24 protein-coding genes and 1 tRNA gene are annotated in these 19514 nt (G+C 66.2%); 10 read left to right on the top strand and 15 right to left on the bottom strand.

Annotation, left to right across the window (positions count from 1 at the left end):
* Nucleotides 1-130: 130 nt before the first annotated feature.
* The 3 genes from ACFVUS_RS32570 to ACFVUS_RS32560 form a co-directional block, all read right to left on the bottom strand.
* Nucleotides 131-562, bottom strand: coding sequence for an effector binding domain-containing protein (locus tag ACFVUS_RS32570; protein ID WP_387775368.1), 432 nt, complete (start codon nt 560-562; stop codon nt 131-133).
* Nucleotides 559-1002, bottom strand: a complete 444-nt coding sequence (locus tag ACFVUS_RS32565) for a GyrI-like domain-containing protein (RefSeq protein ID WP_387775365.1) — start codon at nt 1000-1002, stop codon at nt 559-561. The genes ACFVUS_RS32570 and ACFVUS_RS32565 overlap by 4 nt, the downstream gene beginning before the upstream one ends.
* A 121-nt stretch (nt 1003-1123) precedes the next feature.
* Nucleotides 1124-1786, bottom strand: a complete 663-nt coding sequence (locus ACFVUS_RS32560) for a trimeric intracellular cation channel family protein (protein WP_387775362.1) — start codon at nt 1784-1786, stop codon at nt 1124-1126.
* Between the two features lie 115 nt (nt 1787-1901).
* Between ACFVUS_RS32560 and ACFVUS_RS32555 the strand changes: the two genes are divergently transcribed.
* A complete protein-coding gene (locus ACFVUS_RS32555; protein ID WP_387775360.1) occupies nt 1902-2624 on the top strand; it encodes a uracil-DNA glycosylase in 723 nt (240 codons plus the stop codon).
* A 44-nt stretch (nt 2625-2668) separates the two neighbouring features.
* On the top strand, nt 2669-3304 hold the full coding sequence (locus tag ACFVUS_RS32550; protein WP_387775357.1) for a TetR/AcrR family transcriptional regulator: 636 nt from the start codon (nt 2669-2671) through the stop codon (nt 3302-3304).
* On the opposite strand, the gene ACFVUS_RS32545 is transcribed toward ACFVUS_RS32550, so the two are convergent.
* Nucleotides 3286-4224, bottom strand: coding sequence for a phosphotransferase family protein (locus ACFVUS_RS32545; protein WP_387775354.1), 939 nt, complete (start codon nt 4222-4224; stop codon nt 3286-3288). The genes ACFVUS_RS32550 and ACFVUS_RS32545 overlap by 19 nt on opposite strands.
* A 104-nt stretch (nt 4225-4328) precedes the next feature.
* Here ACFVUS_RS32545 and ACFVUS_RS32540 point away from each other — a divergent pair.
* The 4 genes from ACFVUS_RS32540 to ACFVUS_RS32525 all read left to right on the top strand — a co-directional run bounded on the left by ACFVUS_RS32540 (nt 4329) and on the right by ACFVUS_RS32525 (nt 5848).
* Nucleotides 4329-4401 (top strand) — tRNA-Ala (locus ACFVUS_RS32540).
* Nucleotides 4402-4593: 192 nt separating this feature from the next.
* Nucleotides 4594-4956 carry a hypothetical protein gene (locus ACFVUS_RS32535; protein ID WP_387775351.1) on the top strand — a complete coding sequence of 121 codons (363 nt, stop codon included), beginning with the start codon at nt 4594-4596 and terminating at the stop codon, nt 4954-4956.
* Nucleotides 4957-5098: 142 nt separating this feature from the next.
* The gene (locus ACFVUS_RS32530) at nt 5099-5272 is read left to right on the top strand and encodes a hypothetical protein (protein WP_387775348.1); all 174 of its coding nucleotides are present in this window, start codon (nt 5099-5101) and stop codon (nt 5270-5272) included.
* A gap of 153 nt (nt 5273-5425) precedes the next feature.
* Nucleotides 5426-5848 (top strand): DUF4189 domain-containing protein, encoded by a 423-nt coding sequence (locus tag ACFVUS_RS32525; RefSeq protein ID WP_387775345.1) that lies wholly within the window; start codon nt 5426-5428, stop codon nt 5846-5848.
* A gap of 148 nt (nt 5849-5996) precedes the next feature.
* Here the strand turns inward: ACFVUS_RS32525 and ACFVUS_RS32520 are convergent, their stop codons facing one another.
* Nucleotides 5997-7238, bottom strand: coding sequence for an amidohydrolase family protein (locus tag ACFVUS_RS32520; protein WP_387775342.1), 1242 nt, complete (start codon nt 7236-7238; stop codon nt 5997-5999).
* Between the two features lie 227 nt (nt 7239-7465).
* Between ACFVUS_RS32520 and ACFVUS_RS32515 the strand changes: the two genes are divergently transcribed.
* Both ACFVUS_RS32515 and ACFVUS_RS32510 read left to right on the top strand, forming a co-directional pair.
* Entirely contained in the window at nt 7466-8395 is a 930-nt protein-coding gene (locus ACFVUS_RS32515; RefSeq protein WP_387775340.1) for a family 2A encapsulin nanocompartment shell protein, read from the top strand.
* A complete protein-coding gene (locus tag ACFVUS_RS32510) occupies nt 8370-10040 on the top strand; it encodes a family 2A encapsulin nanocompartment cargo protein cysteine desulfurase (protein ID WP_387775337.1) in 1671 nt (556 codons plus the stop codon). Before ACFVUS_RS32515 ends, ACFVUS_RS32510 begins: the two co-directional genes overlap by 26 nt.
* A 49-nt stretch (nt 10041-10089) precedes the next feature.
* On the opposite strand, the gene ACFVUS_RS32505 is transcribed toward ACFVUS_RS32510, so the two are convergent.
* Both ACFVUS_RS32505 and ACFVUS_RS32500 read right to left on the bottom strand, forming a co-directional pair.
* A complete protein-coding gene (locus tag ACFVUS_RS32505; RefSeq protein WP_387775334.1) occupies nt 10090-11013 on the bottom strand; it encodes a TauD/TfdA dioxygenase family protein in 924 nt (307 codons plus the stop codon).
* A 27-nt stretch (nt 11014-11040) separates the two neighbouring features.
* Nucleotides 11041-11667, bottom strand: a complete 627-nt coding sequence (locus ACFVUS_RS32500; RefSeq protein ID WP_387775331.1) for a TetR/AcrR family transcriptional regulator — start codon at nt 11665-11667, stop codon at nt 11041-11043.
* Nucleotides 11668-11814: 147 nt separating this feature from the next.
* Between ACFVUS_RS32500 and ACFVUS_RS32495 the strand changes: the two genes are divergently transcribed.
* Nucleotides 11815-12498 carry a GNAT family N-acetyltransferase gene (locus ACFVUS_RS32495; protein WP_387775329.1) on the top strand — a complete coding sequence of 228 codons (684 nt, stop codon included), beginning with the start codon at nt 11815-11817 and terminating at the stop codon, nt 12496-12498.
* Nucleotides 12499-12620: 122 nt separating this feature from the next.
* Nucleotides 12621-12830 carry a TetR/AcrR family transcriptional regulator C-terminal domain-containing protein gene (locus tag ACFVUS_RS32490; protein WP_387778412.1) on the top strand — a complete coding sequence of 70 codons (210 nt, stop codon included), beginning with the start codon at nt 12621-12623 and terminating at the stop codon, nt 12828-12830.
* Between the two features lie 64 nt (nt 12831-12894).
* Here ACFVUS_RS32490 and ACFVUS_RS32485 read toward each other — a convergent pair whose 3' ends face one another.
* From ACFVUS_RS32485 to ACFVUS_RS32450, 8 genes are all read right to left on the bottom strand, one after another.
* A complete protein-coding gene (locus tag ACFVUS_RS32485; RefSeq protein WP_387775327.1) occupies nt 12895-13284 on the bottom strand; it encodes a hypothetical protein in 390 nt (129 codons plus the stop codon).
* 18 nt (nt 13285-13302) lie between these two features.
* On the bottom strand, nt 13303-14313 hold the full coding sequence (locus ACFVUS_RS32480; RefSeq protein ID WP_387775325.1) for a hypothetical protein: 1011 nt from the start codon (nt 14311-14313) through the stop codon (nt 13303-13305).
* Nucleotides 14314-14437: 124 nt separating this feature from the next.
* Nucleotides 14438-14794 (bottom strand): hypothetical protein, encoded by a 357-nt coding sequence (locus ACFVUS_RS32475; RefSeq protein ID WP_364642194.1) that lies wholly within the window; start codon nt 14792-14794, stop codon nt 14438-14440.
* 45 nt (nt 14795-14839) lie between these two features.
* Complete coding sequence (locus ACFVUS_RS32470; RefSeq protein WP_387775322.1) at nt 14840-15175, bottom strand: hypothetical protein; 336 nt, start codon at nt 15173-15175, stop codon at nt 14840-14842.
* A gap of 37 nt (nt 15176-15212) precedes the next feature.
* Nucleotides 15213-15602, bottom strand: a complete 390-nt coding sequence (locus ACFVUS_RS32465) for a hypothetical protein (protein ID WP_375964811.1) — start codon at nt 15600-15602, stop codon at nt 15213-15215.
* 82 nt (nt 15603-15684) lie between these two features.
* Nucleotides 15685-16524: a glycoside hydrolase family 25 protein gene (locus ACFVUS_RS32460; RefSeq protein WP_387775319.1), complete on the bottom strand. Its 840-nt coding sequence runs from the start codon at nt 16522-16524 to the stop codon at nt 15685-15687.
* A gap of 236 nt (nt 16525-16760) precedes the next feature.
* Nucleotides 16761-18116: a hypothetical protein gene (locus tag ACFVUS_RS32455; RefSeq protein ID WP_387775316.1), complete on the bottom strand. Its 1356-nt coding sequence runs from the start codon at nt 18114-18116 to the stop codon at nt 16761-16763.
* 15 nt (nt 18117-18131) lie between these two features.
* The gene (locus ACFVUS_RS32450; RefSeq protein WP_387775313.1) at nt 18132-19502 is read right to left on the bottom strand and encodes a hypothetical protein; all 1371 of its coding nucleotides are present in this window, start codon (nt 19500-19502) and stop codon (nt 18132-18134) included.
* Nucleotides 19503-19514: the final 12 nt, after the last annotated feature.

Here is a 19514-nt window from a genome sequence, read left to right as displayed (position 1 = left end):
GTCCAGGCGTCCGGCAAATCTCCCGAAACCCGAATGGACGTCTAGAAATCAGCCCTGGTCAAACCATTGCTATCAGTCATGAAACACAACCACAAGACCGGTTGGTTCTCATTTAGCTAACGATCAGCAATCAGATCAGGATGGAGATGAAAAGCTCCAGTTCCGACGGCCCGGACCAGATCTCGATCTCCTCGCGGTAGGCCCGGGTGATCTCGGCCGAAGCGGTCGCGTCATCGACCTGAGCCCACACATCCTCCGCGGGATCGTGATAATCCCCATTCGGCTGGAAGCGCGCGTAGACGCCCTTGGGCACCCGGATCAGCACATCGCCGACGGGCGCGTCGTAGGGCGAGGAGTACTCGTAGGAGACGAGCACGTTGTAGTTGCCGGCCGGGTCGGGCACGTACACCGTGGCCAGCGGCTTGTCATCGCCGCGATCGCGCAGCCGGTCGCGCAGGAACTCGATGAGCTCACTATTGGAGACCTTGAAACTGGGCCGCACCCGCGGCACCACGAGGCCGCCATAGACGCCGCCCTGGCGCACCACGATCGAATAGGTCATGAGGCCTCTACCGCCAGGTACAGCTCGATCTTGTACGCGTGCGGATAGCACTCGAAATCGCCGCTGTGCGTGCGCTGAATCTGATTGTGTTCCTCGGCGTACGCGATCTGCGTCCAGAGATCGGTCATCACCTGCGGGAAGGTACCGACCGCGGAGAATCTGGCATAGGTCCCGCGCGGGAGCCGGGCCACGATATGGCCGCGGGTGACCTCTTCGAAGGACTCGCACTGATAGCCGACGATCTGGGTGTTGAACGTGCCCAGTTCGGGCGAGAAGTCGGTATACGCCGCCGCGAGCGGGCCACCGAGTTCCTGATGCAGGACGGCGGCCCAGGCCACCTCGAGATCATGGTCGCGCAGCTCTCCGAGAGCACGTTTGGGGCTGCGAACCGGCAGCCCGGCGACCCACGTCTCGTCCCGCTCGACGATCTCAAACTGCATTGGTAGGAACTCTCTCTGGGTGTGATGCACAGCCCGCTGGCCAACCTTCGCCATGCTATCAACCATGTTCGGCGCGCTCGGGCAACACGACTACGCCCGCTGTGCGCCGCGCCCCGATAGATCAGATGGATTCGCGGCGGCGATGCGAGCGGGCGAGCGGTGCGCGCCAGTGCCGCCAGAGCGCGAGGAAGCGCAGGGCGACCGCGCCGGCACCCGCCAAACCGCCCGTCCAGTAGGTGTATTGGCCGTAGTAGAGCAGTGCGGCGGTGACGGCCGAGCCGAGCAGCGCGGGCACCGCGTAGAGCTCTCCGTCACTGAGCACGCTGGGTGTGATTCCGGCCAGCACGTCCCGCACCACACCGCCGCCGACCGCGGTCACCACGCCGAGCGCGGCCGCGGAGGTGGCCGAGAGTCCGTGCTGGAAGGCGGTGACGGTGCCGGTGACGCAGAAGATGCCGAGTCCGATGCCGTCCGCGAGCAACAGCGGGGTGCGGATCAGGCGGTTCGGCGGATGCCAGAAGAAGATCACCGCGGCGGCCAGCAGCGCGGCGGCCGCGTACCGCAGCGTGACGAAGGCGGTGGGCGGTATCTCGCCGATGATGAGGTCGCGCATGATGCCGCCGCCGGTGGCGGTGCACACCGCGAGCACCGCGATGCCGACCACGTCGAAGTTACGGCGCACCGCGAGCAGCGCCCCGGAAACGCCGAATGCGAACACGCCCACCATATTTCCGACTTTCTGGGCCGTGCCGACGGCGTTGCCGAGCTCGACGAGATCACTCATTGGGGCCGGTTCCCTTCACGGTCGCAAACACTCGGCTATCCGGGCACTGTATGCCGCGCCGCGCCGCCACGCCGACGCGCCCCGCTCGGGCCGGGGATGTGGTTGAGTCACCCTGGTGTGCCGCACAATTGCTGAACTGGACGCGCAGCTCACAGGGTGTAGAGCCTGCCCGCGACTGGTCGCCTGGCGCGAACAGGTCGCCCATGACAGGCGGGCGGCCTTCCGTGACGAAAATTACTGGGGCAAACCGGTTCCCGGCCTCGGCCCCGACGATGCCCGAATCCTCATCGTCGGCCTGGCCCCGGCCGCGCACGGCGGCAATAGAACCGGCCGCATGTTCACCGGTGATCGCGCCGGAGACTTCCTGATAGCCGCCATGTTCGCGGCGGGCCTGACCAACCAGCCCACCAGCACCCACCCCGGAGATGGCCTGCGCCTCATCAACACCCGCATGACGGCCCCCGTCCACTGCGCCCCGCCCGACAACAAACCCCTCCCGTCGGAACGCGACAACTGCCGCCACTGGCTCACCGAAGAATTAACCCTGCTCTCCCCAACTCTTCGCTCGATCGTCGTTCTCGGCGGCTGGGGCTGGCAGGCCCTGCTCCCCGCCCTAGCCGAATCCGGCTGGCCCATACCGAAACCCAAACCCCGCTTCACCCACGCCGCCCACTACGAACTATCCCCAACCATCCCCAACCGCTCCCCCCTGCACCTCTTCGGCAGCTACCACCCCAGCCAGCAGAACACTTTCACCGGCCGCCTCACCCCACCCATGCTCCAAGCCGTCCTCACCTCCGCCGCGGCGGCCGCCGGACTGGAACCGCGTACGGCCTGATGGTGAAATCGCGTCCGCTGTTCGAGGGCGGTTACGATTCGGGCGTGAGCAGGGCCGATGGGGATGCGGGGAGTGTGGGGGCGCGGCCGGTGAAGCGGCGGCGGGTGCAGACGCGGGCGCGGTTGCTGGATGCGGCGTTCGAGGCGTTCGCGGAGGACGGGCTGGGGCGGTGCACGGTCGAATCGATTTGTGAGCGGGCCGGGTTCACACGGGGGGCGTTCTATTCGAACTTCACGTCGCTGGAGGAGTTGTTTCTGGCGATGTGGGAGCAACGGTCGGCGGCGATGCTGACCGAGGTGTCGGCGGTGCTCGAGAGTGATGCGGTCATTCCGGATGAGCGGGCGGCCGTGGAATTCGTGTTGAGTGCGGTTCCGGTGGATGACAAGTGGTTTCGGATCACCTCGGAGTTCACCGCGCACGCATTGCGCAATCCGCCGCTGCGCCGGTTGATGGTGGCGCGTGAGGAGTCGATCAGCGCGGCGCTGGCTCCGGTGCTGTCGCGGCTGCTGGCGCGGGCCGGGCGCACGGTGACCGATTCGACGGGTTTGGGCCGGGCGCTGATCGCCGTGCACGATGGCACCATGGCCCAGTGCCTGCTGGAACCGGACAGTGCGGCGGTGCGCGAATACCGGGTCGATCTATTCATGCGGGTGCTGGAGTCCTATACCGAACCGGCGTGATCGCCGAAGCGCGCCAGCATCGCACGCACCAGTTTCACGCTCACGTCTCGGAATTCGGGCATGTCGTGTTCGATGGCGTGCAGGACATCGATGGCGGCATCGGCGACGGCCCAGAAATCGAGTTTCCCGATCAACCTTTCGTCCATCGGCTGTCCGCGCCAGTGCTGTACGCGCCGAACGAATTCGGCTCCCGCGTCCGGCCACAGATAGCTGAGGTCATAGTCGGGGTCGCCGATCTGCACATCGCCGAAGTCGATGACGCCGGTGATCCGGTCGCCGGTCACCAGCAGATGATCCAGACTCACATCCCCGTGCATCAGCACCGGCGAATACTCGAAGTTGCGGTCCTCGCCCAGATACCGCTCCCACCGCGCCACCAACTCCCGTCCGTCGGCCGCGGCCAGCAATGGAATCACCTGCGCCCGAATCAGTTCCAGATCCGCCGCGAATTCCGCCCGCATATCCCGATCCTCGACCCCGAACTCCCGGGCCCGATCGGCGGGAAACGCGTGCACCTCGTCGATGAATTCCGCGACCGCCCGCGCGACCTTCTCGTCGTCGAGCATCCCGCGTGCCCGCCACTCCCGTTCCGGCAGCACGCTCCCCGGCACCACCGGATAAACACAGCACTCCCCCGGCCCGAGCGGATTGGGCGCGGTGAACTCGTACCGCGGCACCGCGAGCGTCAGCGCCCCCGACAACTCCGCGAGCAACCGCCCTTCCCGAGCGACCCCTTCGGCCCCGTCCGCATCCTTGGGCAACCGCACAACATGGCTCTGCCCCACCAGCACGGCCACATTCTCCTGCCCCTCCCCCAGCACCCGCATCCCCCACTCCGCCATCTCCGGCCGAGCCGCCCCCGCGAGCATCCCCCGAACCCGCCCCTCCCAATCGGTCACCAGGTCCGAATGTGCGCTCATATCCACCCCCACACCCTACAAAACCGCCCCTACCCAGCCGATTCGTCGACTCCGCACCCCACCTGCTAAAGTTTTCCAGCGCAGGCCGGTAACGGTCAGCGGCTGGGGCTATAGCGCAGTTGGTAGCGCGTCTCGTTCGCATCGAGAAGGTCAGGGGTTCGATTCCCCTTAGCTCCACAATCGAAGAAGCCCGCGATCTCCCCGGAGATCGCGGGCTTTTTCGTGTGGCGGACAGGGTCTAATGCCCAGGTCGGTGGTGCCTGCGCAACGGAACGGTCGTTCCGCCCGATAGCCTTCGGGGCGTCTCGATTCCCGGGGGTCGGATCGTTCGGTCTCGTTCATCGCGCAACTCGAACCGGAAGGGATCTCATGAAGAAGTCGTTGGGTATCACCGCACGTATTGCGGCCGTGAGCATTTCAGGGTTGGGATTCGCGGCTTTCGCCGGAGCGGGCAGCGCGCAGGCCGCACCGCAGGATTGCAGCGTGACCAGGGGCGTCTTCGACGCGTCCGCGGTCTGCGGTCCGGATGGCGGATCCAATTACGTGCTGCACCTGGATTGCGTGGGCCTGTACTCCAGTGGCCCGTTCCCGCTGTACGCCATCGGCCCGTACCGGGTGCTCAGCTATCCGTTCACCCCGTCGGGCGAGCGCGTTTCGGTGGGCTGCACCGGCATGGGTCCCGGCGTCTTCGCCGTGGCGACCAACGCCTACGTGGAGGTCTACCAGCCGTAGCACGGCCGGACCCGATCCAGCGCTATTCCGAAATAGCAGCCTGCCCGTGACTTCGTTGAGGTCACGGGCTTTCCGCGGTGTACGAATCACATTCTCGAGCAACGTCTTTCACGAACTCGCCCGACTTCCACACCCGGGCGATGTGCCGCGGGTCGGCGAGCAGATCAACCAGCCCAGCACCTGCATCGGCCCGAACGGGCAGGAGACCTCCATGATCCTCGGATCCTCCTGTGCGGAAGTGAATTTCCTGAGCCCGCTGCTCAACGCCGGCAGTTCCGGCTGGAGCAGCGCCAGCGCCAACCACCGCGAGGGCTAGACGCGACTCTCCGCACCGGTTCGAAACCCCATCGGCGCGGCCGACCACGCCGGGGGGATCAAACATGTTGCTCTCCAGTGAAACTCGCGATTTTGAGACTCCGATCACATCGTGCATGATCGCGATGTACAAGATCGATTGGGGAGTTATCTGATGTCTCTGTCACGCAAGATCGCCTTCGGCGCGGCCGTTATCGCGGCCTTCGCCACGACCACCGCCGTCACGGGCACCGCCAACGCCGAGGGCGATTCCTTCGGCGCTCTCGCCGCGTCCATCGACGGCCCGACCGGCCAGATGGTCGGTTACGGCTGGGGCGTAGCGACCGACCCCGCCTCCGCTTCGGCCACCGCTCTCAACGAATGCGGCAATTCGAACTGCAAGGTTGTCCTGACCTTCGTCAACGAATGCGCCGCCATTGCCCGCTACAAGGGTCACCCCTCGGTGTGGGCGGTAGGCCCCACCCGCGCCGACGCCGAACGCAACGCTGTCACCGCCCTCGGCCCCGACACCGGCTTCCTCGGCGCGTTCAGCATTCCCCAGCTCGCCAAGTCGGCCTGCACCGCCAACACGCAATAGGGAATTGCCCGACGGGGTCCCCGGTCTCGAGCCGGGGACTCCGCACGATCAGACCCCTGCCTCATCCCCCGGCGGTCATCGGTCATCGCGCCTCTCCCGAGAGCCTCGGGGGCGATTCGGTTTTCCGGTGTTGGTTCGTCTTCTCTATTCACGCGGCACCTTTCACGAGCTCACCTGATTTCCACACCCGGGTGATGTGGCGCGGGTCGGCGAGTGCGGCGATATCGGCGAGGGGGTCGATGTCCAGGGTCAGGATGTCGGCGTCGTATCCGGCGCGCAGTTGCCCGGACAGCGGCGCCTGCGGGCCGAGGGTGAGGGGCGCTGTCGCGGTGGCGGCCTCGATGGCTTGGGCGGGGGTGAGGCCGGTGCGGACCATCAGTTCGAGTTCAATACCGTTGCGCCCCCAGCCATTCGGCGTATCGATGCCGGAGAGCGCGATATCGGTGCCGCAGGCGATGGTGACGCCGTGCTGATGGGCGAGCGCGATCGCCTCGGCATGCCGGTCGCGGCTGGCGCGCAGTTTCGCCAGCGCGTACGGCGGCACCGAATCGGGGGTGGCGAGCAGTTCGTGCAGGATGGTCAGGGTGGGCACCAGGATGGCCCCGGCTTCCTTCATCGCCGCGCAGGCTTCGTCGTCGAGGTAGGTGCCGTGTTCGATGGTGAGCACACCCGCCTCCAGCGCCGCCATGATGGCGGGCTTGCCGTGGCAGTGCGCGGCCACCGCGCGTTCGGCCAGTCCGGCGACCTCGACGATGGTGCGTAATTCAGCGGTGGTGAATTGCTGATGCATCGGATGGTCGACTTCGGAGAACGCACCGCCCGAGGCGCATACCTTGATGAGTTTCGCGTTGCGCCGCAACTGTTCTCGGACCGCACGCATACATTCGGAGGTGCCGTCGCACAGTCGCAGTTCGCCGCCGTGGTGGCCGAAGTGCGAGACCCAGTCCAGCGGCATGGCGTGCAGATCACCGTGCCCGCCGGTGGTCGAGAGGATGGCTCCGGCGGCGTAGATCGCGGGTCCGGGCAGCGTGCCCTCCTCGACGATCGGCGCGAGATGTATACCGACACCGCCGACTTCGCGCACGGAGGTGAATCCGGCGTCCAGCGCGGCGCGCATATCCGCGGTGGCGCGGGCGGTGCGAACCGCGAGCGGTTCCATGGGTAGTTTGGCGAGATCCATTGCGGTGATGCCGAGAAAGTGCCCGTGGCAGTCCCACATACCGGGCATGACCGTGCGCGCGGTGACCGTCGTCGCCCCCGGGGTGGGCGGTGCGTCGGCGGCGGGGCCGGCATAGCCGATGGTCGATCCGGTCGCGATGACGACACCGCCGGTGATTGCCGGACCGCTGCCGGGGATCAGGGTGTCTGCGTCGATTCGGTAGGTGGTCATGGTGTCCCCCAGGATGACGCATGACGGTCGGTATGCCGGGAAAATCAGGCATCTGCCGAACGCGTTACCGCGAAATTGCAGTTTCCTCACTGTTAGCTAGAACGGTCGATACAGGGCCGCCTTCGCGGACACGCCCACACGTTCACTCATCAGGACAGCGGCGATGCGTGGCGCTAGTATCCCGTGCAGCCGGTAACGGCCAATTAGCCTAATTGAAGGCGGTTTTCATGACGAGTACTGTGCCGCAGCCGGTGGCATTGGGCGACGAGGCCGCGAGGACACTCGCCAATGCCACCAAGACCGTTCCGCAGATGGAGTCGATCAGCCCGCGGTGGCTGGTGCACCTGCTGAACTGGTTGCCGGTGGAGGCAGGCATCTACCGGCGCAACCGGGTGACCCATGAGCAGACTGTCGACATCAAGTGCGACAACTACGATGAGTCCCCGCTGCCGGAAACCTTCATCGACTACGAGAAGGATCCGCGCGAATACCGGCTCAAGGCCGTGCACACCATTCTCGACGTGCACACCCGGGTATCGGATCTGTATTCCAGCCCGCACGACCAGATCTCCCAGCAGTTGCGCCTGACCATCGAGGCGATCAAGGAGCATCAGGAAGGCGAGCTGATCAACAGCCCGGACTACGGGCTGATCGCGAATACCCCGAAGAAGCAACGCATTTCGACCATCGCGGGCCCGCCGACACCGGACGATCTGGATAACCTGATCGCCAAGGTGTGGAAGGAGCCGGGCTTCTTCCTGACCCATCCGGAGGGCATCGCGGCCTTCGGCCGGGAATGCACCCGGCGCGGTGTGCCGCCGCCGACGGTGAGCCTGTTCGGATCCCAATTCCTCACCTGGCGTGGGATTCCCATCATTCCGTCGGACAAGGTGCCGGTGACCGGTGGCAAGACCAAGTTCCTGCTGATCCGCACCGGTGAGGCCCGCCAGGGCGTGGTCGGGCTGTATCAGCCCGGACTGGCCGGGGAGCAGGGGCCCGGACTGTCGGTGAAATTCATGGGGATCGACCGCAGTGCCATTGCCTCGTATCTGGTTTCGCTGTACTGCTCGCTGGCGATCCTGACCGATGACGCGGTGGCAGTGCTCGAGGGCGCCGAGGTGAACAAGTTCCATGACTACGCACCGACCTACCGCTGATCTGCCGACGCCACCGGAACCGGTGGCCGCCACCGGTTCCGAGTGGAGCGGACTGCTCCCCGACGAGGCGACGCTGAATCGCCTTGCCGGGGAGTTCTTCTCGGCACTGCCGACGACAACGCCCACGCATGGCTCGGAAAGTTTTGCACCGGCGGGTATTCCACAGGGGTCGATGCCACCCGGTGGCCCCACGCCCGCGCCAACCGTGCCGGGATGGGATTCGCGACCGGCATCCACTCCGGTGCACAGCGGTGCGGTGCACAGTGATCCGCTGCTGCCGTCACTCCCCTCGCTCGATGTACCACTGACGCCTGCGCGCTTCGGCAACCCCGCCACTCCGTCGGGTACGCCGAGCTTCTATTTTCTGGAGCGCCCGGAAGCGCCTGCGGCACTGGCGGGTTGGCAGCCCGCGCCGGATGCTCATCCGCCGTTCGATGTGTACGCGGTGCGCAATGATTTCCCGATCCTGCGGGAGCGGGTGAACGGGCATCCGCTGGTGTGGTTCGACAATGCCGCGACCACGCAGAAGCCGCGCGCGGTGATCGATCGGATCAGCTATTTCTACGAGCACGAGAACTCCAATATTCACCGTGCCGCACACGAATTGGCGGCTCGATCCACCGATGCCTACGAGCATGCGCGCGAGGCGGTGGCGCGGTTCCTCGGAGCCGGGTCGGCGGAGGAGATCATCTTCGTGCGCGGGGCGACCGAGGGCATCAACCTCATCGCGCAGACGTGGGGGCGCAAGCATATTCGCGATGGCGACGAGATCCTGATCTCGCACCTGGAGCATCACGCGAATATCGTGCCGTGGCAAATGCTGGCCGCCGAAACCGGCGCGGTGCTCAAGGTGATCCCGGTCGACGACACCGGGCAGCTGCGCATGGACGAGTACACCCGGCTGCTGTCCGATCGCACGAAACTCGTCTCGGTCACCCATGTTTCGAACGCGCTCGGGACGATCACGCCGATTCGGGAGGTCGTCGCGCAGGCGCGGCGCGCGGGAGCGGTGACCCTGGTCGACGGCGCGCAGTCGATTCCGCACACCAGGATCGACGTGCGCTCGATGGACGCCGACTTCTTCGTATTCTCCGGTCATAAGCTCTTCGGCCCCACCGGTATCGGCGCGGTATACGGGAAATCCGAAGTGCTCCAGGATGTTCCGCCCTGGCAGGGCGGCGGGAACATGATCAGCGATGTGACCATGGAACGCTCGCTGTTCCAGCCGCCGCCGGGTCGTTTCGAGGCCGGGACCGGAAATATCGCCGATGCCGTCGGGCTGGGCGCGGCCGTGGAGTACATCGAAACACTCGGCATCGACAATATCGCCCGCTACGAACACCAGCTGCTGGCGTACGCCACACCGCTGCTGGCGCGGATTCCCGGCGTCCGGTTGATCGGCACGGCGGCGGACAAGGCAAGCGTGCTGTCCTTCACGCTGGCCGGGTACCAGCCGATCGAGGTCGGAAAAGCGTTGAACGAGAAGGGTATAGCCGTGCGTGCGGGCCATCATTGCGCACAGCCGATTCTGCGCCGCTTCGGCGTGGAGGCGACCGTGCGCCCTTCTTTCGCGTTCTACAACACCTGCGAGGAGATCGACCGCATGATCGCGGCGGTAACCCAGCTGGCGCGGGCTCGCACGTAGTCCCGGTGCTGCCCGGCAATCCGCAATAGATTGCCGGGCAGCGCCATAGCTAGCGAACGGGCCGGTCGCCCAGAATGGCGGCGCGCTCCATCACCCGGCGATTCGGGAAGTAGTCGTTGACCGCGTAATGCTGCGTGGCCCGGTTGTCCCAAAACGCGATGGACCCTGTGGCCCAATGGAATCGGACCTGGTACTCCGGAATGCGCGCCTGCTGGAACAGCTGTCGCAACAGCTCCTCGCCCTCGGCCGCGTCCAGTCCGACGATATGGGTGGTGAACACCGCGTTCACGAACAGCGTCTTGCGCCCGGTCCGCGGATGCGTGCGCACCACCGGGTGTGCGACGGGCGGGAATTCGGCTTGGCGACGGGCGAGTTCGTCCGCCGAGAGGAACTGCCCGAACGGCAGCGTGAAGTCGTGGATCGCGTCCAGCCCGTCGATGCGCGCCTTGAGCTCATCGGAGAGGTTGTCGTAGGCCGCCGCCATATCGGCGAACATGGTGTCGCCACCGGCCGCGGGCACCTCGAGCGCACGCAGCACCGAGCCCAGCGCGGGCCGCTCCCGCCAGGTGACGTCGGTGTGCCAGGCGTTCTCGACGCCCGGGTTCTCCGCGTCCTTGGCGAAGCGGACGATCTCGGGCACCTCGCCCTGCGGTAGGAACGGGTGGATCTCCAGCTCGCCCCACAGTCGCGCGAAATCGCGATGCTGTGTGCCGGTGAGGTTTTGGTCGCGGAAGAACAGCACCTTCCACTCCAGCAGCGCACGATCGAGTTCGGCGAACAGTTCCGGGGTGACGGGCTCGCGCAGGTCGATGCCTGAGATCTCGGCGCCGATCAGATTGGTCTGCGGGGTGAGCGTGAACAATTCGTACGGCGCGCTTTCCGCCCCGCCGGGGAGCCGGTGCAGGGTGCGCGGTCCGGCGGCCAGGGAACGGCCGGTCAGCATCTCGCCGAGGGTGGCGTAGGCGGCAGTCATGGTGGATCCTTATTCCGTTGGGTGACTTCAGTTTCGGGGTGGCCACGGGGCCGTGAGAATGGCGGTGGCGGCGTCGACCAGCACGTCGAGTCCGAGATCGCCGAGATGTTCGGGCGGCTCGGGTTCCTGCAGCCGTCGTTCCCGATCGGCCAGCGCGGTGACCACCAGCATGGCGACCAATCGCATGCGCTCGTCGAAGATCTCGCGCGCCAGGCCGTCGAGCCTGCCCGCGAGCGCGGCGACGACGAGCCGCACGCTCTCGGCCTCGGGTCGCCGCATGGTGTTGACGACCGGATCGAACTGCGGCCGCCACAGGGTTTCGGCGATGAAGCGCAGATACCAGCTGGGTTCGCCCGCGCGATTCGGATCGTGCAGGGTCGCGGCGAGTGGTTCGACCAGCGCCCGCACCAGCTCGGTCACCGTGCCGGTGGTCCCGAGCGCGTCCAGCCGGGCCAGCCGCTGCGCGTTCACGGCGGTCATGCGCCAGACGTACACGGCTTCGACCAGCGCGTCTTTACTGCCGTAGTGGTATGCGACGGCCGAGGTATTGCGCTGTCCCGCGGCGACGGCGATCTGCCGCAGCGACACCGACTCGATGCCGAATTCGGCGAACAGCCGTTCCGCCGCAGCGAGGATCTGGTCTTTTGCCGCCATGCCCCCAAGTTAACGCAGTTGCGTTAATCCACACCCCAATTGATTCACGCGGATCTTTATTCGCCACCGGACGGCCCGACGCGCCGGTGTTGTGATCTTGTCGGCGGATCACGTGACCCGGCACCGCGATGCGGCATCATTCGCGAGGTGAATCGCTTTCAACCGCTGCCCGATCCCCGCCCTAACGATGTGGCCTGGCCGGACATGATCTGGCCGGTACGCGCGGGCACCGAACTCGTGGGCGAGGTAGTGCGATTGACCCCGGTGAACCCGGCTGCTGACGCGGCGGAACTGTTCACCGCCCTGGACCACGATGCGGTGTGGGCGCACGTCCCGGGCCGCCCCGCCGACGCCGCCGAATTCGAAGACAAACTGCGCCAACGTGATTCGATCCCGAGCTGGCAGGTGTGGACCGTGCGCGCCGTGCGGCCGATCGGCGATCTCCCCGCCGGAGCCGCCCTGGGCGTGACGTCCTACCTGGACGCACATCAGCACGACGCCTGGCTGGAAATCGGATTCACCGTCTACACCCCATCGGTGTGGGGCACCGCAGTGAACCCGGCCGCGAAACTGCTACTCCTCGACTACGCCTTCAACACCCTCCACACCGGCCGCGTCCAGCTGAAAACCGATGTCCGCAACCATCGCTCCCAACAGGCGATAGCCCGGCTCGGCGCGAGTTACGAGGGGACACTGCGCCGTCAGTTCCGCCGCGGCGACGGCAGCATCCGCGATACGGCGATGTTCTCGATCATCGCCGAGGACTGGCCGGATGTCCGCGAACGCCTCACCGCCCGACTGCCGAGCGAATCACCCACCGCGCGTAGCTGATTCAGACCGCGGCGGCGCATGGGGTGGGTCCGAAGGCGCGTTTGGCGACTTTGGCGCACGAGGAGAAGTTCATCGACCCAGGTCCGCGGCTGATTCCACGGCATGCCGGTAGAGCGTAAACGCTGGCCGGCCGGCTGGCCAGGCTCTCCCTGGCCGGCCGCTTGCGCCCCTGCGCCCCGGAGCGCGCAGCCGAACAACTCCTCGCCCTGCTCACCGCGCCCCTGGAAGCACGCTCCCGGCTGGGCACCCGGAGGGTATCGGCGGCGGAGCTGAAATCCGTGGCGGACGGTGCGGTCGACACCTTCCTCAGCGCATTCGGGCCCAGAACGTGAGAATGGCTCCCGACCGTTTCCGGTCGGGAGCCATTCAGGAAGTGCGGCAACGCATTCGGCAGAATCAGCTGACGAAGGTCGAGACCATCAGTCCGGCCGGAATCGCCTGCCCCGCGCCGTTCTGATGCAGCTGCACGTCGAGGATGTCGCCGGGCTGCAGAATCTGTTGTGCGCCAACCGGAATCGTCACCGCCGTTTCGGCGGAGAGCGTGATGCCCGCGCCCAGGGTGAGCGTGCCCAGGGTCGCGACGGGCACGCCCAGACGCAACTGGCGGACGCTGACGGTGGCGTTGTTGGTCGCTCCACCCGTGGTCGTCGGATACCCGGCGGGGACGACGAGTTGCAGGTCGGTGACGGTATCGCCGCTGTAGAAGGCCTGCGAGTACACGCCTGCCACGACTACCGCGTCCGCACCCGCCGCGGCCTGGGCAGGCAGCGTCACTGTGTAGATCATGGGGTCCTCACTCGGGTGCTAGGTGATTTGCAGCGCACTGGTGGCGCCGCCGGTGATCGTGGCCTTCCAGTTCGGCGGATAACCCGAGGTGTCCTGGACCTCCACCGTGAACTTGTCGCCGGGCGCGATCGATACCGTCGCACTGGCTTGGGCCGGGCTGGTCGTCGAGCTCGAGGAGAACGCGATCACGGTGGTGTTCTGCTTGATTCGCACGGCGAGGGTATTCGGGACGAACTGCCCGGCCGGGGCCCACGCGATGCTGACCGCGACGAGTGCGTTCGTCTTGACGCCCTGTGCCGTGAGCGCATCGGTGACCACAGTCGACCCGGGGTAGTGCGCGGTATCGGCGGTCCAGCCCGTGAGCTGGGTCCAATTGCCGTTGCTCGGCCCGTTCTGGTTGCCGTTCTTGGTCATTCCCGACGGCGCGAACAGGCTGGCCGCCGCGCTGCCGCCGCCGGTGAAGGAGGCGTTGACGCCGGTGACGGCTACCAGGGTGCCCATACCGCTGCCCGCCGCGTTGACGGTGGGCGGCGGTCCCGACTGCGTGGTGAGCACACCGGTCGCACCGAAGGTCGCCAGGGCGGGAGCGCTCGCGCCGTTCACCGTCAGGGTGAGTACGGCCTTGCAGCCGAAGGCCGCGTCGGTCGCGGTGGAGGTGGCGGTCGCGCCGAATTGCGCGGGCAGGATGCGGGTGACGCCCGCACCGAAGGCGAGCGCGTAACCCATCGAACCCGCTGTGTCGAAACCGATTTGCATCGGCTGCTGGACGGCGACCGCGGCGGACAGGGTGCCGGTCGCACCGACCTGCACCGGCAGTGCGCTCGATAGCGTGTAAGGGGCCGCGAGGACGCCCGCGCCGGTGAAACTCGCGCGAATGAACGGCGGGATGACCAGGACTTTGGCTCCGTCGATGACGATGAGCGGTGCCGCGGGCGCGGTCCGGGTGATGGTCGGCGGGCTCGGCAGCGCGACGACAGTGGTGGGCGGCGCGGGCAGCGGTGCCACGATCGCCGCGGATGCAGAGCTCAACTGTGCCTCCGAAGGTGGTTCATACGGGACCGATCCGGCGGGTGGCAGTGGCTCGTAATAGCCTGTGGCGCCGGGTATCTCGCCTATTCGACGGATACCCGGCGCCGACCTGCCGCCGGCGGGCTCAGCTGATGGTGAAGCTCGGGGTGACCAGCAGCGTGCTCGGGCCGGGGACCTGGGTGGAAGCGATCTGCACGCGGTCGACCATGGTGCCGCCGGTCGCGGCGGTCCACAGCGCGGCGTAGGTCCAGGTGCCGGCGGGCACGGTCATGGAGACCTGATTACCCGAGGCGGTGCCGGTGGTGACCGGGGCCCAGGTGACGGGCTGACGGGTGTAGCCGCCGCCGGTGGCCTCGGTGGCCGGGGTGCCGGTCGGGCCCGGGTCGGCGTTGTGAATGGACAGGAACAGGCCGGTGGCGCCGTTGATCAGGGTGTAGGCCTTGGCCAGGGCGGCCTGGGTGGTGGTGACGATGAGAGGCATGGATCGCTCCTTTTGTGGTGTGGGTGAACGGATTTCGGCGACGTGCTAGGTGCGGATGACCGCGCCCTCGTACCAGGCGTAGGTGGTCGGCTGCGGGGTCGGATAGGTGACGAGCATGATGTAGCGCGAGTTGGCCGGGATGGCGTCGCAGGTGGCGCTGACGACGTTCCAGGTGGCCTGGGTCGTGGTCACCGTCGCGGGCCAGGACCCGAGCGAGGCGCCGCTCGGCGAGGTCAAGGCGATCGAAATCGTGGTTCCCGCAGGGAAATTCGCCCCGCCGGAGGGTTGAATGGTCTGCACGAAGCTGGCCCCGGTGGTCAACTTCAGCGGTTCGATGGTCGGCTGATACCCGAGGAATCCCGGGTCGATCGGTGCTGTCATGAGGTTCCTTCGGTCATGGTTTTCCGGTGCGGGCCGGTTATCCGGCGTTGTGTTCTACTTCGTCCATCAGTTCGCGGGACATATGCAGATCCGGAATCCGCCCCGCTCGCGCGGCTTCTATCACGCCGCGCAGCACACCGAGCGCTTCCCGGAAAAGCCCTGTGACACGGTTCAATTCGCGGATGGACGCTTCCTGTGCCGCTTCCACCGCATCGAGCCGCAGGGTGACATCCCGCAGTTCGCCGGAGACCCGCGACAGCGTTGTCATGGCCATGTCGTTGACATCCTTGGCCGCCGCCACCTCGTAGCGCATCTTCTCGGTGGGCTGGAATTTGCGCGTCCGCACCCAGGCGAACAGTGCCGATATGCCGGTCCCGCCGAGGAATAACGCCGCGGTGAGAATCAGGTGCGGATCGGTGAATTCCATTGGGCGACTCCTAGAAATAACGTAACAATGCGTGTGTGGAATTCCGATCGAAACAACCAACACAGATGAATGAGACCCGCTGCTACGCAGCAGGTTTGGCCTGATCGGCCTTCCCGTCGAGCGAGTCCCGCAATTCGGTGACCGCGTCGACGAGCGTGAGATTCTGTCCCTGCGCGTTCTTCCCCAGTTGCGGCCATCCGCCACCGTCGGGCCCGCGCAACTGCTCCCAGATCTCCCGAACCTTCTGCAGCAGCTCCTCCTGCTGCGCATCGGTCAGTGCCATGAAAACTCCCTGATTGGTCGAAAGCGTCAAGCCCAGCAGTGTTCTGAGCTGCTCGAATGTGCCTTTGAAGGCATTGGCGTCGACAAGCTTCCCCGCGACCCGCGCCTGATCGGTGAACTGCAGCAGGTCGACGGCCTTGCCCCCGAACGCATTCCACGCCCCGCCGCCATCCCCCGGATACAGCTCCGCCGCGGCACCGGACCCCGACACGTAACTGGACTGAATAAGCCCGGGCACCTGCGACAGATCCGGACACCCGATCCGCTGCCAGTACCACCGCGGAATATAGGAGAGATTGACAGTGCGGCCGAGCGCGTTCACAGCGTCGACGAAACCCCAAAAGGTCTCGATCCCACCGGAATTCGCCTCGAAGTCCACCATCGCGGCAGCATCCCCGAGATGCTCCACGAACACCTCGGCCTGCGCCCGAACATCACAGTCCCCCCGCAAATAGTGATACCCCGCCACCAGCAGCCCATTCTCATGCGCCGCCTCCCGATATCCGGGCCACGTGTAATCAACAAACCCATCCCCCTCGGAAACTTTCGCAAAAACGAACCGAAAGCCCTCCCGAGCAACCTGAGCCAAATCAACATCCGGCCCATTGTTATTGGATATGTCGATACCGAAGATCGTCACGCCGCCTCCGAAAGGATTGCGCTGAAGCGGCTTTCACCGCGAATGAGGAATCAGCGCATCAGAGACAACGGCAATAGTCGGAACTGCCACTGCGACAACGGTTTCGCTGACAATCAGCAGCGTAACAATGACAATGTGCCATGCCGGATCGAGTGACCAACAGGGACCGAGCTCGGAGAGGGAACGCCGAAGGCACCCAGTTGCGCTGGGTGCCTTCGGCCTTCGAGGTACTGGGGTCAGTAGCTGATGAACGCGCCGTCGAAGTAGGTGTTGGGGCCGGTGATGGTGGCGTTCGCGTTCAGGGAATAGCCGGGGCAGACGAGGGCTCCGGCGGGGAGGTAGACGGTGAAGGTTTCGGCGGCGGCGGTGTTGAAGACGTTGTTGGTGGCGTTGTGGCCGTAGCGCAGGACGGCCCAGGGGCCGGCAATCGTTGGGGCCCACCAGAGGTCGCAGCCGGGGCCGTTGATGACGGCGGCGGTGAGGTTGTAGGCGAGGGAGATGGCGTACCAGCCGGCCTTGGTCACCTGGACTTGGCCGCGGCCCTGATCGACGATCGTCACATTGCTGGCGGGGACCCGGAGGGTGTCGAAAGTGTTTGCGGGGAAACGGACTTCGCCGCTCGGTGCGCCGATCGAGGTGGACAGGCACATCAGGCTCCAGCCGGTGCCGGAGACATTGGGAGCGGCCAGGTCGGCGATGCTCAAGCCCGCGATATTGAAGGAGAAGGACCAGCGCAGGCCGGTCCAGTAGTACTGGCTGCCGAAACCGAAGTGGCGGTTCGCGGGGCCGACCGGACTCGCCTTGCCGGGATCGGTCGCCGAGGCTACGGGCGCGCCGTTCACGAGCACCGCGTAGGTGCTGCCGACGCAATCGAGGGTCAGCGTGTCACCGGTGTGCACGGGCGCGGAGGCGGTCGCCCAGGTGGTGAAGTTGAAGCTGCCGTTCACCCGGGTTCCGTAGCCGACCGAGACCTGGGTGCGACTGGCCACCGCCCATACGAACGAGGACAGATCCGCGGTCGCCCGGGCGATGAGAATCGCGCCGACGAGATCGGAGCTGCGGTCGGTGCCCATCACCGCGGAGACCGCTTGATCATCGGTTTTCGTTGTGCGAGCGGCATTTACGGCGACGACGAAGCCGGTGCCCTCATCCCCGTTCTGCGCCAGGCCGACTTCGCCGTAGGTAATCACCAGGTCCGCGACCGGGCCCACTTTGAACGTGGCGTAGTCGGGGCCCAGGTCGGCGCGGTCGAAAATGTCGCTGAAAACGCTGCCGCCGCCGTCCTGGGCACGCTGCCCGGCCAGCAGCCCACTGATCACGGTCGAATTGGCGGCCGTGGACCCCTGGGCGGCGTCGGCGGTCGAACTCGCGTTGCCCGCGCTGGATTGCGCGCCGGTGGCCGCGTTCAAGGCGCGCAGGGTCGCCGCGTTCATACTGCCGCCGCCACTGGCCGCGCCGGTGAACGCACTCGTGATGCCCGCGACCACCGACGCGTGCGCCGATTCGAAGGTCACCGATTGCAGTGCGGAGATATTGCCGCCCGCGGTGCCGGTGTACGCGCCTGCGGGAACGGATTTGTCGGGCGATGTCATGCGAAATCCTCTGTGCTACAGCCAGTTCAGCAGCGCGCCGTCGAAACAGGTGTACGGGCCGACCAGCGAATTGGAAGTTTGGGTGGACAGACCCGGCGCGACGACCGCACCCTTCGACAGGTAGACGACGAATGAGCCACTGGTCGCATAGGCGTTGCCGACCGGATTGCCGTCCTGATCACTGCTGCCGCCGTCACCGACGGCTCCGGCCCGGAGCATCCCCCAGCTGCCGCCGAGACTCGGCGCGCCCCATAGTTCGGTGCGCATCGCGTAGTCCAGACCGGAGAAGTTGTACGCGACGCTGATCAGATACCAGCCCGCACGGTTCACCTGAACCTGTCCGGCGCCCAGATTCACGATCGATACATTGGCCGCCTGCCGCACGGTGTCGAACACGCCGGTCAAGCGCGTCATCGAACCGGCGCCGCGGGCGACACCGGTGGTGCTGCCCCGGAACAGACTCCAGCCGATTCCGGTGGGCGCGGCGGCCTGCTGATCGGCGGCCGTCAGCCCGGCCACGGAGAACGAGAACTTGCCCGAACTGTATGAGCAGCCGAAACCCACTGCGCGACGGGAGGATCCGATCGGTACCGAACCTGCGGCATCGGAAAAGCCCAGTACGGGAGAGTTGTTCACCAGCACCTGGTAGTTGCTGCCTACCGCGGTGAAGGTGACGGTGTCGCCCGTATTCACGGTCGTCGCGAGGGAAGTCCAGTCGTTGTAGGTGTTGCTGCCACCGCTGCGCGTACCGGAACCGATGTAGATGACGGTCGAATAGATCCACGCGTAGGCGAAGGTGGTGAGTTGCGGATCGGCGCGCAGGATGATGCCGGTGGCGACGTTGGCGGCATTGTTCGCCGCCCCCATCACCAGCGATACCGACTGATCATCGGTCTGTAAAGCGCTGGTGTTCAACGCGATTGTGGATCCGGTACCGGTATTCCCGTTGGGATCCAGGCGCACCTGATTGCCGGAGATGATCAGGTCCGCGACCGGTCCGGACTTCACCGAGGTGTAGTTCGGGCCGAGCGTGGTCCTGGCGAAGCTGTCGGTGAACGTGTTTCCCGGCGTGGTCGACGGAGCGGGCGGCGGTAGCAACGAGGCGATCGAGGCGGTATTGGCCGCGGCGGTGTTCTGCGCGGCCGATCCGGTCGACTGCGCGGTGCTCGAGCCCATGGCGGCGGCAGTGGCCGCGGCCGCCGACGTGTCGTTGTCGCCGTTCATGTTCTGGCTCGCGGTGTTCACACCTTGGTACGAGGCGAACAGATTGGCGACGGTCGCCTGCTGAACTCCGGCCCAGGTCACCGATTGCAGATTCGCGACATTGTTCGGCGCCGACGACCCGACATACGCGCCGGACGGGACCTTCCGGTCGGGGGAAGTCATCGAATGTCCTTA

The sequence above is a fragment of the Nocardia sp. NPDC058058 genome, assembly GCF_042885355.1.
In the GTDB taxonomy this organism is placed as follows: domain Bacteria; phylum Actinomycetota; class Actinomycetes; order Mycobacteriales; family Mycobacteriaceae; genus Nocardia.
The sequence above is the reverse complement of the archived record's forward strand: the minus strand, read 5'-3'. Positions and strand labels throughout refer to the sequence as shown.

Bases quoted from the DNA above. Each gene is read 5' to 3' on its own strand.
- ACFVUS_RS32570 (WP_387775368.1), bottom strand. From the start codon at position 562: ATGACCTATTCGATCGTGGTGCGCCAGGGCGGCGTCTATGGCGGCCTC.
- ACFVUS_RS32565 (WP_387775365.1), bottom strand. From the start codon at position 1,002: ATGCAGTTTGAGATCGTCGAGCGGGACGAGACGTGGGTCGCCGGGCTG.
- ACFVUS_RS32560 (WP_387775362.1), bottom strand. From the start codon at position 1,786: ATGAGTGATCTCGTCGAGCTCGGCAACGCCGTCGGCACGGCCCAGAAA.
- ACFVUS_RS32545 (WP_387775354.1), bottom strand. From the start codon at position 4,224: ATGAGCGCACATTCGGACCTGGTGACCGATTGGGAGGGGCGGGTTCGG.
- ACFVUS_RS32535 (WP_387775351.1), top strand. From the start codon at position 4,594: ATGAAGAAGTCGTTGGGTATCACCGCACGTATTGCGGCCGTGAGCATT.
- ACFVUS_RS32525 (WP_387775345.1), top strand. From the start codon at position 5,426: ATGTCTCTGTCACGCAAGATCGCCTTCGGCGCGGCCGTTATCGCGGCC.
- ACFVUS_RS32520 (WP_387775342.1), bottom strand. From the start codon at position 7,238: ATGACCACCTACCGAATCGACGCAGACACCCTGATCCCCGGCAGCGGT.
- ACFVUS_RS32515 (WP_387775340.1), top strand. From the start codon at position 7,466: ATGACGAGTACTGTGCCGCAGCCGGTGGCATTGGGCGACGAGGCCGCG.
- ACFVUS_RS32510 (WP_387775337.1), top strand. From the start codon at position 8,370: ATGACTACGCACCGACCTACCGCTGATCTGCCGACGCCACCGGAACCG.
- ACFVUS_RS32505 (WP_387775334.1), bottom strand. From the start codon at position 11,013: ATGACTGCCGCCTACGCCACCCTCGGCGAGATGCTGACCGGCCGTTCC.
- ACFVUS_RS32500 (WP_387775331.1), bottom strand. From the start codon at position 11,667: ATGGCGGCAAAAGACCAGATCCTCGCTGCGGCGGAACGGCTGTTCGCC.
- ACFVUS_RS32485 (WP_387775327.1), bottom strand. From the start codon at position 13,284: ATGATCTACACAGTGACGCTGCCTGCCCAGGCCGCGGCGGGTGCGGAC.
- ACFVUS_RS32475 (WP_364642194.1), bottom strand. From the start codon at position 14,794: ATGCCTCTCATCGTCACCACCACCCAGGCCGCCCTGGCCAAGGCCTAC.
- ACFVUS_RS32470 (WP_387775322.1), bottom strand. From the start codon at position 15,175: ATGACAGCACCGATCGACCCGGGATTCCTCGGGTATCAGCCGACCATC.
- ACFVUS_RS32465 (WP_375964811.1), bottom strand. From the start codon at position 15,602: ATGGAATTCACCGATCCGCACCTGATTCTCACCGCGGCGTTATTCCTC.
- ACFVUS_RS32455 (WP_387775316.1), bottom strand. From the start codon at position 18,116: ATGACATCGCCCGACAAATCCGTTCCCGCAGGCGCGTACACCGGCACC.
- ACFVUS_RS32450 (WP_387775313.1), bottom strand. From the start codon at position 19,502: ATGACTTCCCCCGACCGGAAGGTCCCGTCCGGCGCGTATGTCGGGTCG.